Origin of the sequence: Actinotalea ferrariae CF5-4 (assembly GCF_000603945.1) — a bacterium.
Classification (GTDB): Bacteria; Actinomycetota; Actinomycetes; order Actinomycetales; family Cellulomonadaceae; genus Actinotalea; species Actinotalea ferrariae.
The window spans coordinates 1-15,144 of sequence record NZ_AXCW01000107.1 but is presented as its reverse complement, the minus strand read 5'-3'; the positions used below and the strand labels follow the sequence as shown (position 1 = coordinate 15,144).

Sequence of the window (15,144 nt, the reverse complement as noted above, 5' to 3'; positions counted from 1 at the left end):
ACACCCTCGATTGCGATGAGCCGGTTAGCCTGGCCGGGTGAGCGAGGACCCTGGCCTGGTGCGCGCCGACATGACGCCGACGACGGCGTGCCTGGTGGCGCTATCGGGGGTGGAGCGATGACCCGGGTCCCACCGCTGGTCGAGCCAGGACCGCCGTTGAGCCGGGCGGAGATCACGCGGTACTCCCGGCACCTGCTGCTGCCCGACCTGGGCGAGGACGGCCAGCGCCGGCTGCGCGCGGCACGGGTCCTGGTGGTTGGCGCCGGCGGGCTCGGCTCGCCGGTCCTGCTGTACCTCGCCGCTGCGGGCGTGGGGACGCTCGGTGTCGTCGACGCCGACGAGGTCGAGCTGTCCAACCTCCAGCGCCAGATCATCCACGGGGAGGGGGACGTGGGGCGCGCCAAGGTCGACTCCGCTGCGGACGCCGTCGCCCGCCTGGACCCGGCCGTCCGCGTGATCGCGCACCACCTGCGTCTGGACGAGTCGACCGTGGACGAGGTGCTCGCCGGCTACGACCTCGTGATCGACGGCACGGACAACTTCCCCACGCGATACCTGGTGAACGACGCATGCGTGCGGCTCGGGCTGCCCGAGGTGTGGGGGTCCATCTACCGGATGGATGCGCAGGTGGCCGTGTTCTGGGGGCGCCCGCCGGAGAGCAGCGGTGTCGCGGGCGTCGAGCTGCGGGACCTGTTCCCCTCGCCGCCCGCGCCTGGGACGGTGCCCTCGTGCGCCGAGGGCGGCGTGCTCGGCGCGATGTGCGGACAGGTGGGTGCGCTCATGGCGACCGAGGCGGTGAAGCTCATCACCGGCGTCGGGGAGCCGCTGCTCGGGCGCGTGCTCGTGCTGGACGCCCTCGCAGCCCGCTGGACGGAGCTGTCCCTCGTGGCGACGGCCCGTGCGGGCGACGACGCCGCCACGGCACGCCGCCCCGCCGACGCGCACCCTGCCGACGCGCAGCCTGCCGACGCGCAGCCCGCCAATTGCGGGCTTTCCCCTGCCGGAGCAGCAGAAGGCGCGCAATCAGCGCCAGCGGGCGGCGTTGCTGGTGCGGCGGGCGCGGTGGACGCGTCCGCGGTGGGGAGCGCCGGCCCAGCTGCGGTGCCGACGGTGACCGCCCGCGAGCTCGGTCGCAGGCTCGACGACGTGCTCCTCGTGGACGTGCGGGAACCGGGGGAGCGGCTGATCGCCTCGATCGACGGCGCCGTCCACGTCCCGCTCGCGGCCATCCTCGACGGCAGCGGACTCAGCGTCATACCGCGCGAGCGTCCCGTCGTCCTGCACTGCCGTAGCGGGGTGCGCTCCGAGCAGGCTGCCCGCGCTCTCCTCGCTGCCGGGTACGACGACGTCGTGCACCTCGCGGGAGGGATCCTCGCCTGGGCGACCGACCAGGACCCGTCGATGGCGACCTACTGACGACGACGCGCTCGAGAGGGCCGGGACGTCGTGCGTTCTCAGCGGGGCAGCGGGCTCACCGGTGGACGCAGGTGGGTGACGCAGAGGTCGGGCTGGAGGAAGGGCACGATGCGGGTGGCCGCCACCGGCGCGCCGCTGCGTTCGAGCGCTCCCTGGATGAGACCGAGGTGCACCGAGCAGACGACGTCGGGCTGCGCCTCGGCCACCTCCCGGAACGGGCAGTGCCGTAGGTGTATCTCGTCGCCGTCGGGCGAGAGTCGCGGGGCGAAGCCGGTGCGCGCGAGCATCCGCAGCACCGGCGCCAGGGCCGCCTCGACCGGAGACGCGTCGTCGTCCGTCGTGGGCGCCGGCGCGCCCGGTCCGCCGGGGCGAAGCGGGCTGGTGACGTCTGCGCGTCCGACGGCGGCCGCTGCTTCGGCTTCCGCCTCGGCGGCGCGTTCGGCGACCTGCTCGGGGCCGATCGCCCCCGCCCACCGTCGACCTGCGGCGAGGGCCACGTCCACGGCCCGCCCGCGCCCGCCTGCCAGGTCGGCCAGGCCGCTCGCGAGGACCTGGGCCAGCAGCGCGTAGCTGCGCTCGTCGTCGGGCACGTCTGTGGCCTCGTAGAGCTCCCGGGGGCGGCCCGGGGTCGCGCGCGCCTCGGTCCGGCGGGTGACCCGACCAGCGCGCACGAGAACGTCCAGGTGCGCCCGCACGGTGTTCGGGTGCAGCCCCAGCTCGGGGGCGATCTCCGCGACCGTCATGGCCGAGCCGCGGGCGCCGAGCAGCGCGAGGAGGTCCGCGCGCCGCGCTCCCGGGGGGCGGCGGACGGCGGCGTCGGTTCGAGGGACGGGCACGACTCGATTTTTCCTCGTAACGGGAGTAGAAATCAACCACCGACACCGATCGACGTCGTCGGTCAGGGGGTCCCGTCGCGCGCGACGCCCTGCCATGATCCACGAGCACGCCACGAGCGGCCCGAGCGCACAGGAGCACCGATGAGCGACAGCACCACGACCGAGGTCCAGACCGGCACGGACGTCGGCACCGAGAGCACGGGCGGCTGCGGCTGCGGCGGGTGCGGGTGCGGCGGCGGGGGTGGCGGCGAGCAGTCCGGCCTCCAGATCGTCGCGAAGCCTGACGCGAACGAGGTCCAGGCCGGTGACCTCGACGTCCGGACGCTGCCCCCGGCGCAGCGTCACGAGCAGATCTTCGCCGCGGTCGCCGCGCTGGTCCCGGGTGAGGGCTTCGTGCTCGCGAACGACCACGACCCGAAGCCGCTGAAGTACCAGCTCGACGCCGAGCAGCCGGGTGAGATCGGGTGGGAGTACCTTGCCGAGGGTCCGGACGTCTGGCGCGTCCTGATCAGCCGCACCACCTGCTGCTGACCTCGCAACGACCCCTGGAGCCCCGCGTGCGCACCGTCGCCGAGCACCTCGAGGCGGTGCTCGCCCTGGTCGAGCCCCTACCGCCGGTCGGGACCGAGCTCGAGGACGCTCTCGGCGCGGTGCTGGCTCAGGACGTGCGCGCCGATGACGCGCTGCCGCACTGGGACTGCTCGGCGATGGACGGATACGCGGTGCGCGCCGGGGACCTGCTCGGTGCCGGGCCGAGCAGCCCCGTGCGGCTCCGGGTGGTCGCGGACCTCCCTGCGGGTTCGGGCGCGGAGCCCGTGCTGGCGTTGGGCTCGGCGGCACGCATCATGACGGGCGCGCCGATCCCGGCGGGAGCGGACGCCGTCGTCCCGGTCGAGCAGAGTGACGGCGGGGTCGAGCACGTCGTGCTCACGCAGGCTCCGGCGCTCGGCGCGCACATCCGTCGGGCCGGCGAGGACGTCCGCCCCGGAGACCTCGTCCTGGCAGCCGGCACGTGGCTCGGCCCTGCCCAGCTCGCGGCTGCGGCGTCCGTGGGCGCGGGTCGGCTCCAGGTCCACCGCAGACCCCGCGTCGCGGTGCTGTCCACCGGTGCCGAGCTCGTCCCACCCGGGCGATCGCTCACGTACGGCCAGATCCACGACTCGAACTCCTACCTGCTCGCGGCTGCGGTCCGGGAGGCCGGGTGCGACGCGGTGCGGGTCGGCGCGGTCCCGGACGACCCCGCCGCGCTCGCCGAGGCGCTGGACGCAGCCGAGCAGCAGGCGGACCTCGTCGTCACCTCCGGCGGCGTCAGCATGGGTGCGTACGACGTGGTCAAGCAGCTGCTCGCGGGGCGCACCGGGATCGACTTCGTCCGCGTCGCGATGCAGCCGGGGAAGCCGCAGGGCCTCGGCCGCCTGCGCAGCGGCACCCCGCTGCTCGCGCTGCCGGGCAACCCGGTGAGCGCGTTCGTCTCGTTCCACATGTTCGTCCGGCCCGCCCTGCGCCGGCTGGCGGGTCACCGCGACGCCGCACCCGCCGTACGCGAGGCCCTCGTCGAGGACGCGTGGCGCACACCTGAGAGCCGCGCGCAGGTCATGCCGGTGGTGCTGGTGGACACCGCAGCCGGCGACGGCGCCCTCCGCGTCCGCCGTGCGGTCGAGGGCGGCTCCGGCTCGCACCTCGTGGCGAGCCTGGCCCGGGCGCACGGGCTCGCCGTCGTCCCGGCCGCGGTGCAGGACGTCCGCCCGGGGGACCGGGTCGAGGTCCTGATCACCGCACCCGAACTCGTCCCGTCCAGCGCTGGGAGCCCCCGATGACCGAGCCGAGCCGGTCGACCGAGTCGGGCCGGACGACCGAGTCGGGCCGGATGGGCGAGTCGGGCCGGATGAGCGAGTCGAGCGGGATGGGCGAGTCGAGCGGGATGGGCGAGTCGGGCCGGATGGGCGAGCTGACACACCTGGACGGCGCCGGTCACGCGCGCATGGTGGACGTCACGCACAAGCAGCCCACCGTGCGTTCGGCCACCGCCGAGGCGATGGTGCGCTGCAGCGACGCCGTCGTGCGCGTCCTGCGGGACGGCACGGCACCCAAGGGCGACGTCCTGGCCGTCGCGCGCATCGCCGGGATCAGCGCGGCCAAGCGCACCGCCGAGCTGCTCCCGCTCGCCCACGTGATCGGCGTGCACGGTGCGGTCGTGGACCTGGAGATCACCGACGAGGGCGTGCACGTCACGGCGACCGTCCGGACGGCCGACCGCACCGGGGTCGAGATGGAGGCGCTGACCGCGGCAGCCGTCGCCGGGCTCGCCGTCGTCGACATGGTCAAGGGCCTGGACAAGGGCACGACGCTCACCGACGTGCGGCTGCTCGCCAAGACCGGCGGGAAGTCCGGCGACTGGCAGCGGGCGTGAGGCCGGCCGACCTGTACGACGCGATCGTGCTCGCAGGTGGGCGCGGCGAGCGGCTGGGCGGGTTCGGCAAGGCCCACATCCCGGTCGCCGGCCGTCCGCTGCTCGAGCATGCGCTCGACGCCGTGGCGGCAGCGCGCGCGGTCGTCGTCGTGGCTCCGCCGGGCACCGCACCCGAAGGTGTGCGGTCCACCTTCGAGGACCCACCGCTCGGGGGGCCGGTCGCCGGGATCGCGGCCGGCCTGGCCGAGCTTCCCGCCGACGACGACGTCCCGGTGGTGGTCCTCGCGTGCGACGTGCCGGGAGCGGCCCCCGCGGTGCCGCTGCTGCTCGAGGCGCTCCGCGCTGACGCGGGCGCTGACGGCGCGACCGTCGTCGACGCCGAGGGTCGGCGCCAGACCTTGGTCGCGGTCTACCGTGGCGCCGCGCTGCGGGCTGCGGTGCGCCGGCTGGACACCGAGGGCGGGGTCGACGGCGTGTCCGTCCGTCGACTTGTCGTGGACCTGCGCACCATCGGGGTCGCCGACCCGGCGGGGTCGCCGGTTTCGCGATGGGTGAGGATCCAGTCGGTGGAGTCCACGCAGTCCACGACGTGCGCGGCCTGCTCACCCTCGAGGACGAGTGATTCGACCGACGGCGAGATCATCGGCGCACCGACCATCTTGACGTCGTTCTGCTCGGCCCACAGCAGCGACTCCGCCAGGCCCGCTCTCGCCTTGTCGACGATGAAGCGATCGAAGTCCTGCGGCAGGGGAGCCAGGGGGTCGGCGAGCGCGGCTGCCGAGACCTCCCAGTAGGTGCGGTATGCCGCGAGCACGGCCGCCTCCGCCTCGGCCACGGCTGGGTCGACCGTGGCTGTCGGTTCAGCGGTGGGGGTTGGGTCCTGCGACGGGGGTGTCGTGAGCGTCGCCGTTGGCACCGGAGTCTGAGCAGGCGCGGCGACTAAGCATCCCCCTGCGCCCATGACGGCGGCGCAGACCAGTGCCGCTGCGTACGGTGTCAGCCCTCTTCGTCTCGGCATGGTTCCGTCCCCCTTGACGGTGCCCGACCTACGTCTCGTCTCCGCCGTGGGGACTCGACGTGGAAGTGCCCACTGTGACACGAGTAGCCCGGTTTGTGACAGCCCCTGTGGCTCGGGCGTTGCCGGCTGGGCTGCGAAGCGATGGGTCTCATACCACCAGGTGTGCGCCGCGGACAGAGAAGATGTGGCCGGCTCCGGCGCGGGCTGTGGAGGAGGTCAGCTCGCGAGGCCCTGTGGACGGGAGCCGCGGGCGGCGAAGCAGCCTCGGGTCGGTGTGGGCAACGTTCGCGAACGCGTCGCGGCGGTCGCCTCGCGCAGCTCAACGGCGTTGACGATGTGCGGGCCCTCGGCGATGAGCCGTGCAAGCAGGCCGGGGCGGTCGGCCGACCCTCGGAGCAGGTACGTGAGCCTGCGTGCCTGCCATGGGGGCAACGCGAGCCGGGCCGCCAGCGGCCGCCATCCCACGACGGTCGCGCCGCGGCCCAGCGCCTCGTCCATGAGAGCCACCTCTGCGACGATCCGTCTCGCCTCGTCGGGGTCCCAGCCGGCCTGCGTCAAGGCGTCGGCGGCCGACTGCAGCGCCGACGCCACGGGAGTTCCTGGCGCTGGTCCTGGCGCTGAGCTCGGGTCGGCCGTGTCGAAGCCGGACGCGAGGAGCGGCTCCAGACGGATGGGCCGAGCGCGTCGTCCGGTGCGATCTTCGGCGTTGTGCTCCCAGGCCCGGCGGGTCTGCGTGCCCCACCGGGCGGCGAGGACCTCGGCGAGAACTGCGCGCCGGGCGGTCTGCCAGATCACGCCCCACGGAGATGCTGCGGAGCGCAGGTGGGGTTCGCGCAGCTTGAGCCACACCGTCTCCCACGCGCTGGCTTCCGCCTGGGCCGCGGCAGTGCCGCGCAGGCCGATGTTGATCGTCAACGGTCGGATCAGCGCGTACCGGATCCGCGTCAGCAGAGCGGTCGCCGGCTCGCTGTCCCAACCCTGGGCGTCCACGAGCGCGAGTGCGTCGAGAAGCTCCTGCCTGTCGCGGGTCACTCCCCGCTGCTCGCAGGCCGGCAAGACGCCAGCCGGTGTCATGTTGTCGTGCCTCATCGTCGTCGCCTCCGGTCTCGAACGGACACCGAAGACGCTGCTCAGCGGCGATAGCCGTAGCGATGACGGGGACGGACTCGCAGGTCAGGCGCGATGACGACACGAGGGTGTAGCGATGACGGGCCGCGGAGCCATCGCCCGCGTCATCGCGACGGCTATGTCCTCCCCAGGGGCGTCATCGCTGGCGCTAGGGGGCTGTCTGGCCCGTCATCGGTTTGGCTATCGGCCCTGAGGACCCTCGAGGGACCGACTCGCTCCTGGGGGAACTATGGCCACCGAATCGATCCACCAGACCTCACCATCGACGTTCGTCACCGTCGCCGACGTCGCTCGGGACTCGAAACTGGCGCAGCGAGACCGAACTGCTCAGGCGCTGCACTCCAAGGCGCTGGCGGTCAGCGTCGAGGAGCCAAAGCCAATCGCGCCCGAGACGAGCGCTGACACGAGGTCATTGAGTTGCTCTGCTGCCATGCCGGAGACTTTGGCTCATGCCACTGGCACGCGACCGTCGGTAGGCCTCGGCCCTCGCACTAAATCGATCAGCATGATCCATGATCGATCCGATATGACACGTATATGACACGTGCCGATCGCGCAGGCCGCTGAACTGCGCAAACGTGGTGCCCCGAGTGGGATTCGAACCCACACTGGATCGGGTTTGAGCCGAACGCCTCTGCCGGTTGGGCTATCGGGGCCTGACGGCGAGCGCCCGGAGGTCCACCGTCGCCGTGACGAGATGTCTGCTCCGCTCCGACGGGCCGTCTACGCAGCCCGCGAAGGTCGGCACTAGGCTAGCGCGCGTGACCGAGAGCGACGTTCCGCAGACCACCGACCTCGACCTCCAGGCCGAGGTCAGCACCGACTCCGACGCCGCACCCGAGGCCGCACCGTCCTCCGGCGAGCGCGCCCGTCGAACCGCCGTCGTCGTCGAGGACGAGGCGCTCATCCGCATGGACGTCGTCGAGACCCTGCGCGACGCCGGGTTCGACGTCGTCGGCGAGGCCGGCGACGGCGAGACGGCCGTCGCCCTCGCGGTCGAGCTGCGTCCTGACGTCGTCGTCATGGACGTGAAGATGCCGGTGATGGACGGGATCACCGCCGCGGAGAAGATCGGCAAGGAGCACGCGGCCCCCGTGGTCCTGCTCACGGCGTTCTCCCAGACCGAGCTGGTCGAGCGGGCACGCGACGCCGGGGCGATGGCCTACGTGATCAAGCCCTTCACCCCGGCGGACCTCCTGCCGGCGGTCGAGATCGCCATCTCGCGCTACAAGCAGATCAGCGCACTGGAGGAGGAGGTCGCCGACCTCGCCGAGCGTTTCGAGACCCGCAAGCGCGTGGACCGGGCCAAGGGCCTGCTCATGACGAAGATGGGCCTGACCGAGCCGGAGTCGTTCCGGTGGATCCAGAAGACGTCCATGGACCGTCGCCTCACCATGCGCGAGGTCGCGGACGCCGTCATCGAGCAGGTGGGCGGCGGGGCCTGACGGACCGTCCCGGCCAGGAGCCGGGTGCGGGTCCGGGGAGGGTCGGGGACCCTGACCCGGCGCGCGGACCACTAGGCCGTTCGGGCTCGTAGGGCGTCGCCTGCTGCGCCCAGCATGTGGGACCTACGTCACAAGTCGGCAACGTCTCGACTTGGTATCGCGGATTTCACCACGTGGAGACCTCGGGGCGGTACTTTTCGTCCACACAGTTCACCGTGGTCGACGAGATCCGCGGTGATCACCACCTGCAACGAGGGGTGCCCCGAATGAAGAGAACCACTCACACGGCGCGAGCAGCGGCGCTCGCAGGAGCCGTCGCACTGGTCCTCGCCGCCTGCGGCGGAGGCGACGGCGACGCCGCTCCCGAAGACGGCGACACCGGTACGGACAGCGGCGACACGGCGGACGGCGGCGAAGAGGGCGGTGAGCCGCTGATCATCGGCTCGCTCCTCCCGCAGACCGGCTCGCTCGCCTTCCTCGGCCCGCCCGAGATCGCCGGCGTGGACCTCGCGATCGAGGAGATCAACGAGGCCGGCGGCGTGCTCGGCCAGGACGTGGAGATCATCCACGCCGACTCCTCGGACGCCGACAACGCCGAGGTCGCGACCCAGTCCGTGACCGACCTCCTGAGCCAGAACGCCCAGGTCATCATTGGCGCGGCGTCCTCCGCGGTGTCGCTCAGCGTCGTCGACGACATCACCGGCGCGAACGTCGTCCAGATCTCCCCGGCGAACACGTCGACCGCCCTGAGCGGCTACTCGCCGTTCTACTTCCGGACGGCGCCGTCCGACCTCATCCAGGGCAACGCGCTCGGCAACCTCGTGGTCAACGACGGTCACGCCAACGTCGCCGTGCTCGTCTTCAACGACGACTACGGCATCACGCTGCGCGACGTCGCCAAGGAGACCATCGAGGCCGCCGGCGGCACGATCGTCTACGGCAACCCGGGCGAGGAGTTCGACCCCGCGTCGGACGACGTCATCCCCTCGGTGGTCACGGCCGCGCTCGCGACCAACCCCGACGCGATCATCGTGATCGCGTTCGACCAGACCCGCCTGATCGTCCCGCAGCTCGCCGCCGCGGGCTTCGACACGTCGAAGCTCTACTTCACCGACGGCAACCTGTCGAACTACGGCGAGGAGTTCGAGGCCGGCACGCTCGAGGGGGCCCAGGGCACGCTGCCCGGCGCCTTCCCGGACGACGCCTTCCAGGAGCGTCTCCTCGGCGTCGACCCGGAGCTCAACGACTTCTCCTACGCGGCGGAGTCGTACGACGCGGTCATCCTGGCGGCACTCGCGGCCGTGCGGGGTGGGGCGACGGACGGCGTGACGATCCAGGAGAACCTGGCGGCGGTCTCCGGCGCTGAGGGTGGCACGGCGTGCACCGGCTTCGCCGAGTGCGCCGAGCTGCTCGCCAACGGCGAGGACATCGACTACGAGGCCGTCTCGGGCGCGGGTCCGTTCAACGAGGACAACGACCCGTCCTCGGCGTTCGTCGGCATCTACCGCTACGGCGCCGACAACACCTACGAGTGGGTCAAGGCGGAGTTCGGCGAGCTCTGACCGCCCAGCTCGACAGTGTGACCAGCAGCACCGACGGCCCGGCCGGGTTCCCCGGCCGGGCCGTCGTGCTGCCAGCACCGTGTCGAGCAGGGACGTGACGGCGCCGTCGGGCAGCTGCACCCGTCGTCGTCGGCCCGTCCCGGCGCTGCACCGGCGGACGACGACGGCGCCCCGCCCCCGAAGGGGCGAGGCGCCGTGGATCTGGCGTCAGGCGGTCGGGGGCGTCGTCGGCGCGCCGTGACCGTCGGCGTTGTCGACGTCCGCGGCCAGCGTGCCGAGGTAGAGCTCGATGACCTTGGGGTCGTTCATCAGCTCACGGCCGGGCGCCGTGTAGGCGTTGCGGCCCTGGTCCAGCACGTAGCCGCGGTCGCAGATCTGCAGGCACCGGCGGGCGTTCTGCTCGACCATGACGATCGAGACGCCGGTCTTGTTGATCCGGCGGGTGCGCAGGAACGTCTCGTCCTGGCGCACGGGGGACAGGCCTGCGGAGGGCTCGTCGAGCAGGAGCACGGACGGCTCCATCATGAGCGCCCGGGCCATCGCCACCATCTGCCGCTCGCCGCCGGACAGGGACCCGGCCCGCTGCTTGCGCCGGTCACCCAGCGTGGGGAAGAGGTCGACCATCGCCTCGAAACGCTCCGCGAACTTCTTGGGCCGCTGGAAGCCGCCCATCTGGAGGTTCTCCTCGATGGTCAGCGTCGGGAAGACGTTGTTGTTCTGCGGGACGAACCCCACGCCGCGGTGAACGAGGGCGTCCGCCCGCATGTTCGTGATCTCGTCGCCCCCGAGCGTCACGGTGCCGCTGCGGACGTTCACGAGGCCGAAGAGGGCCTTGAGCAGGGTCGACTTGCCGGCACCGTTCGGCCCGATGATCCCGATCAGCTCACCCGGGTAGAGGTCCAGGTCGCAGCCGTTGAGGATGTTCACCCCGGGGAGGTAGCCGGCGACGAGGTCCGACGCCCGGAGCAGGGGCTCGCCGTCCCGTCGGGGTGCCGTGGCGGGGGACGGGTCGGTCGTCGTCATCGCTGCTCCTCCTCGTGGGCCTTCGCCTCGGCGGCAGCCTCCTGCTCGAGCTGACGGGCGACGGACTCGTCGAGGAGCGCGTCGTCGCCCAGGTCGGTGTCGTGGTGCGCACCGAGGTAGGCGTCGATGACCGCCGGGTCCGCCATGACCGTCCCCGGGGTGCCCTCGGCGACCAGGCGGCCCTCCGCCATGACGGCGACCCAGTCCGAGATGTGGCGGACCATGTGCATGTCGTGCTCGACGAAGAGCACCGTGGTGCCCTGGTCGCGCAGACCCTGGATGTGCCCCAGCAGGGACTGCGTCAGGGCCGGGTTCACCCCGGCCATGGGCTCGTCGAGCATGACCATGGTCGGGTCGCTCATGAGCGCCCTCGCCATCTCCAGGAGCTTGCGCTGCCCGCCGGACAGGCTCCCCGCGAAGTCGTCGCGCTTCTCGTAGAGCTTGAAGCGGTCGAGCAGCTCCTCGGCCTTCGCGGTGATCTCCTTCTCGCGCGCCCGCCACAGCGGCGGGACCAGGGCCTTGACCAGGCTCTCGCCGGGCTGGTCCTTCGCGCCGAGCCGCATGTTCTCCATGACGGTCATGCGGCTGAGGGCCTTGGTGAGCTGGAAGGTCCGGACCATCCCGGCCTTGGACACCCGGGCCGCCGGCACGCCGCCCAGCGAGCGGCCCTCGAACGTCCACGAGCCGCTGTTGGGCCGGTCGAACCCGGTGAGGAGGTTGAACAGCGTCGTCTTGCCGGCGCCGTTCGGGCCGATGAGCGCGGTGATCGTGCCGCGCTGGACCTCGATGTGGCGGACGTCGACGGCCGTGATCCCGCCGAACCGGCGCACCACGTCGTCGGCCACGAGGATCGGGTCGGGCTTGGCGGCACCGGGCGTGCGGGGGACGCCCGCCAGGGCCGTCGCTGCGTCAGCGGACATTGATCGCCAGCTCCTTCTTGTCGCCCAGGATCCCTTGGGGTCGGAAGATCACCAGGAGCATGAGCGTCACACCGACGACGATCCAGCCGAACTGCTCGATCTGCGCGGTGGACATCACCGAGCTCGGGATGACGTCGCGCCCGACCACACGGATCAGCATGAGGACCGACCAGAACAGCATCGAGCCGAGGACGGGGCCGAACACGGTGGCCGCCCCGCCCAGGAGCAGGATGGTCCACACCCAGAACGTCATGGGCCGGCCCATGGAGTCCGGTTGTACGGCACGGGGCAGGACGTAGAGGATGCCGGCGATCGATCCGATCACGCCCCCGAGGACGAGGGCCTGCATCTTGTAGGCGTAGACGTTCTTGCCCAGCGAGCGGACGGCGTCCTCGTCCTCGCGGATGCCCTTGAGGACACGACCCCACGGGCTGCGCATGAGACGCCAGACGAGCAGGCAGGCCAGGGCCACCACGACCCACGCCACCACGCGCAGCCACCAGCTGTTGGAGAAGCTGTTGGAGTAGGTGAACGGACCGATCGTCGAGCTGCCGTCCCCGAAGGGCGACAGGGAGTGGAACGTCTCCTTGTAGCTGTCGCCCCGGAGACCGGAGGAGGCGCCGGTGACGTCCGTCAGCGCGGTGGACCGCCCGACGATCCGCACGATCTCGGCGGCGGCGATGGTGACGATCGCGAGGTAGTCACCGCGCAGCTTCAGCGTGGGGATGCCCAGGACGAGAGCGAAGACCGTCGAGCACGCGACCGCGACGAGCAGCGCCGCCCAGATCGGGAAGCCGGCGATGGTCGAGACCGCGAAGCCGTAGGCGCCGAGCAGCATGAACCCGGCCTGTCCGAAGTTCAGCAGGCCCGTGAGGCCGAAGTGGATGTTGAGCCCGATCGCGGCCAGGGCGTAGGCGGCCGTCGTCGGTGCGAAGAGCTCGCCCGCGACGGTGGTGAGGATGCGTTCGAAGTCCATGCTGACCGCCTTATCCGATCCGCTCGGCCCGGCCGAGGATGCCCTGGGGCCGCAGGAGCAGCACGAGGATGAGGATGACGAGGGCGCCGGCGTACCGCATGTCCGACGGGATCACGAGGTTCGACAGCTCCACGACGAGTCCGATGACCAGCGAGCCGACCAGGGCGCCGAACGCCGTGCCCAGCCCGCCGAGGGTCACGGCGGCGAACATGAGGAGCAGGATCGTCGCGCCCATGTTCCAGGCCGTGGCGTTGAAGTAGAGCCCGAGGAAGACGCCGCCGAGGGCCGCCAGGGCCCCACCGACCGTCCAGACGAGCCGGATGATCCGGTCCACCGCGATGCCCGAGGCCGCGGCGAGCGCCGGGTTGTCGGAGACCGCTCGGGTCGCCCGTCCGGTCCGCGTGCCGACGAGGAAGTATGCGACCGCGCCGAGCACGAGCACGCCGACGACGAGGCCGACGAGGGACTGCGTCGTGAGGAAGACGGGGCCCAGGTTCACGGTCGTCGGGTTGGCCGTGACGATGCGCAGCGAACCCCCGCCGAAGAAGAACTGGAAGACGTACTGCGCCGTGATGGCGAGGCCGATCGTCACGATGAGCTGCTGCGTCAGTCCGACGCGGCGCTTGCGCAGCGGCTTCCACATCCCGGCGTCCTGCACCCACCCGGCGAGGGCGCCGACCGCCACCGCGAGGATCGCCGCAGGGATCAACGGCAGGCCCACGACCTGCACGAACACGAAGGCTGCCAGCCCGCCGAGGGTCACCATCTCCGCGTGCGCGAAGTTGCTGAGCCCCGTGGTGCCGAAGATGAGCGAGAGCCCGACGGACGCCAGGGCGAGCAGGGTGCCGAAGACGATGCCCGCCAAAGCCTGCTGCGCGACACGCTCCCAGGTGATCGAGGATCCGGTGGACCCGCCCTGGGTGGGGGTGTCGAGGCCCGGCTCGCCGCCGCCGGTGCCGGGCGCGGGCTCGCTGGGCGCGTCCGTCCCGCCGTCCGCGGGTGGGCTGGGCGCGGCCGGCTCGCCGAGCGGGAAGAGCGCCCCGGCGGACGAGCCGAGCGTGACCACGACGGTCCGCGGGTTGTCGGCGGGGTTCCGGAGCGTCTCCCCGGCGGGGAGCGTCGCCTCGTCCACGGCGACCGCGTACTCCCCGCCGGTCGTGACCTCGGCCGCCCAGCGACCGTCCGCGCCGGTGACGGCGGTGGTCTCCTCGGGGCCGGTGACGGAGATCTCGACGCCGACGGCAGGCTCGCCCGCTGCGGTCCGGATGGTCCCGCTGAGGCAGGCGGTCTCGGGGCTCGGGGAGCAGGTCGCCGTCGCGGCGGACGCGGGTGGGGCCAGGAGGGCGAGGAGGGTGCCCAGGGCGAGGATCGCTCCGAGCACCGAGATCCTGCGGCGGGGCGGTCGTGAGGCGGGGGGCCTCGTCCGTCGTGTGGTCGCTGCAGGTGGCACGTGCCCTCCGTCTGCCGTGCGCTCTCGCGCTCGCTCGTTCCGCGGGCTCCGCTGCCCGCGTCGGGACCCGCGTCGCAGCGCCCTGCCCAGGCCCGGCAACGATAGGCAATCCGGATGTCATGGACTTTTCATGACGTGGGAGAGGATGCCAGGTGAACGGCCCGAGGCACAGCACCCGCCCAGGGGTTTCTCGCCCGAGGAGCCGTCGCTTCCCTCAGGAGGCGCGCACCGTTATCTTTTCGTCATCTCCCGGGCCGCCCCCCGACTGCCCGGTCCCTGCACCGAAGGAGGACACCCGTGCGTCCAGGTGTCGAGGTGAGGCAGGTCGAGCCGGCCGACGTCGACGGCGTCCTGGCGCTGGTCCTCGCGGCCCGCGCCGAGTCCTCCGTCGGGTCGCAGGTGTGCACGAGCGAGCGGGAGCAGCTCCAGCAGCAGCTCGGCGCGCTGACCGCCGTCCCCGGGGGCACCGTGCTGGTCGCGGTGAGCGGGGACGAGGTCGTCGGCCTGCTCCTCGGCCGTGTCCTGGAGCCCACCCTCTTCACCGACCGGTCGAGCTTCACGGTCGACGCCGTCTACGTCGCCTCGGGCCATCGCCGGCGCGGCGTGGGGCACGCGCTCATGCTGGGCGCGACGGAGGTCGCCCTCGCGGCGTCCGCCGAGCAGGTCTACGTCACCCCGCTGCCGGGTGCGCGCGGGATGCAGAGGTTCTTCGTGCAGCTCGGCTTCGCCCCGGCGGCGGCGTTCCGGGCGGCCGCGACGGCAGCGTTGCACCGTCGGCTCACCCTGGACGCTCCCGTCGCGCGGCGCTCGCCGCGGCGGATCGAGGACCTCATCGCGCGCCGCCGGGAGACCCGGCGCCGCGGGGACGACGGGCCGCAGGACGTGTCCCCCAAGGCGGAGCACGCCGCACCCGTGCGGGGCGGCACCTCCGACCAGGCGGCTCAGCCCTGATCCACCGGC

14 protein-coding genes and 1 tRNA gene are annotated in these 15,144 nt (G+C 72.4%); 8 read left to right on the top strand and 7 right to left on the bottom strand.

Annotated features, from left to right (window positions below):
• The first annotated feature begins 117 nt into the window (after positions 1–117).
• Positions 118–1,416 carry a molybdopterin-synthase adenylyltransferase MoeB gene (gene moeB, locus N866_RS10835; RefSeq protein ID WP_034226267.1) on the top strand — a complete coding sequence of 433 codons (1,299 nt, stop codon included), beginning with the start codon at positions 118–120 and terminating at the stop codon, positions 1,414–1,416.
• A gap of 38 nt (positions 1,417–1,454) precedes the next feature.
• On the opposite strand, the gene N866_RS10830 is transcribed toward moeB, so the two are convergent.
• Complete coding sequence (locus N866_RS10830) at positions 1,455–2,252, bottom strand: helix-turn-helix transcriptional regulator (RefSeq protein WP_052022915.1); 798 nt, start codon at positions 2,250–2,252, stop codon at positions 1,455–1,457.
• 141 nt (positions 2,253–2,393) lie between these two features.
• Between N866_RS10830 and N866_RS10825 the strand changes: the two genes are divergently transcribed.
• From N866_RS10825 to mobA, 4 genes are all read left to right on the top strand, one after another.
• Positions 2,394–2,783: a DUF2249 domain-containing protein gene (locus tag N866_RS10825; protein ID WP_081802563.1), complete on the top strand. Its 390-nt coding sequence runs from the start codon at positions 2,394–2,396 to the stop codon at positions 2,781–2,783.
• 26 nt (positions 2,784–2,809) lie between these two features.
• A complete protein-coding gene (locus tag N866_RS10820) occupies positions 2,810–4,069 on the top strand; it encodes a molybdopterin molybdotransferase MoeA (RefSeq protein ID WP_052022914.1) in 1,260 nt (419 codons plus the stop codon).
• 122 nt (positions 4,070–4,191) lie between these two features.
• A complete protein-coding gene (moaC, locus tag N866_RS10815; RefSeq protein WP_034226272.1) occupies positions 4,192–4,662 on the top strand; it encodes a cyclic pyranopterin monophosphate synthase MoaC in 471 nt (156 codons plus the stop codon).
• Positions 4,659–5,456 (top strand): molybdenum cofactor guanylyltransferase, encoded by a 798-nt coding sequence (gene mobA, locus N866_RS19900; RefSeq protein ID WP_052022913.1) that lies wholly within the window; start codon positions 4,659–4,661, stop codon positions 5,454–5,456. The genes moaC and mobA overlap by 4 nt, the downstream gene beginning before the upstream one ends.
• A 440-nt stretch (positions 5,457–5,896) precedes the next feature.
• On the opposite strand, the gene N866_RS10805 is transcribed toward mobA, so the two are convergent.
• Positions 5,897–6,712, bottom strand: a complete 816-nt coding sequence (locus N866_RS10805) for a hypothetical protein (protein WP_155855304.1) — start codon at positions 6,710–6,712, stop codon at positions 5,897–5,899.
• 675 nt (positions 6,713–7,387) lie between these two features.
• Positions 7,388–7,464 (bottom strand) — tRNA-Leu (locus N866_RS10800).
• 105 nt (positions 7,465–7,569) lie between these two features.
• Here N866_RS10800 and N866_RS10795 point away from each other — a divergent pair.
• Together N866_RS10795 and N866_RS10790 are read left to right on the top strand one after the other, a co-directional pair.
• Positions 7,570–8,253 carry an ANTAR domain-containing response regulator gene (locus N866_RS10795; RefSeq protein ID WP_034226264.1) on the top strand — a complete coding sequence of 228 codons (684 nt, stop codon included), beginning with the start codon at positions 7,570–7,572 and terminating at the stop codon, positions 8,251–8,253.
• A gap of 266 nt (positions 8,254–8,519) precedes the next feature.
• Entirely contained in the window at positions 8,520–9,815 is a 1,296-nt protein-coding gene (locus tag N866_RS10790; protein WP_034226262.1) for an ABC transporter substrate-binding protein, read from the top strand.
• A gap of 207 nt (positions 9,816–10,022) precedes the next feature.
• On the opposite strand, the gene N866_RS10785 is transcribed toward N866_RS10790, so the two are convergent.
• From N866_RS10785 to N866_RS10770, 4 genes are read right to left on the bottom strand one after another with little or no spacing between them, the layout of a single operon-like run.
• Positions 10,023–10,838 carry an ABC transporter ATP-binding protein gene (locus N866_RS10785; protein ID WP_052022912.1) on the bottom strand — a complete coding sequence of 272 codons (816 nt, stop codon included), beginning with the start codon at positions 10,836–10,838 and terminating at the stop codon, positions 10,023–10,025.
• Positions 10,835–11,758 carry an ABC transporter ATP-binding protein gene (locus tag N866_RS10780; RefSeq protein WP_034226260.1) on the bottom strand — a complete coding sequence of 308 codons (924 nt, stop codon included), beginning with the start codon at positions 11,756–11,758 and terminating at the stop codon, positions 10,835–10,837. Before N866_RS10780 ends, N866_RS10785 begins: the two co-directional genes overlap by 4 nt.
• Complete coding sequence (locus N866_RS10775; protein WP_034226258.1) at positions 11,748–12,734, bottom strand: branched-chain amino acid ABC transporter permease; 987 nt, start codon at positions 12,732–12,734, stop codon at positions 11,748–11,750. Before N866_RS10775 ends, N866_RS10780 begins: the two co-directional genes overlap by 11 nt.
• Before the next feature lie 10 nt (positions 12,735–12,744).
• Positions 12,745–14,115, bottom strand: a complete 1,371-nt coding sequence (locus N866_RS10770) for a branched-chain amino acid ABC transporter permease (protein WP_245612533.1) — start codon at positions 14,113–14,115, stop codon at positions 12,745–12,747.
• A 384-nt stretch (positions 14,116–14,499) separates the two neighbouring features.
• On the opposite strand from N866_RS10770, the gene N866_RS10765 reads away from it, so the two are divergent.
• On the top strand, positions 14,500–15,135 hold the full coding sequence (locus tag N866_RS10765; protein WP_245612531.1) for a GNAT family N-acetyltransferase: 636 nt from the start codon (positions 14,500–14,502) through the stop codon (positions 15,133–15,135).
• Positions 15,136–15,144 lie beyond the last annotated feature (9 nt).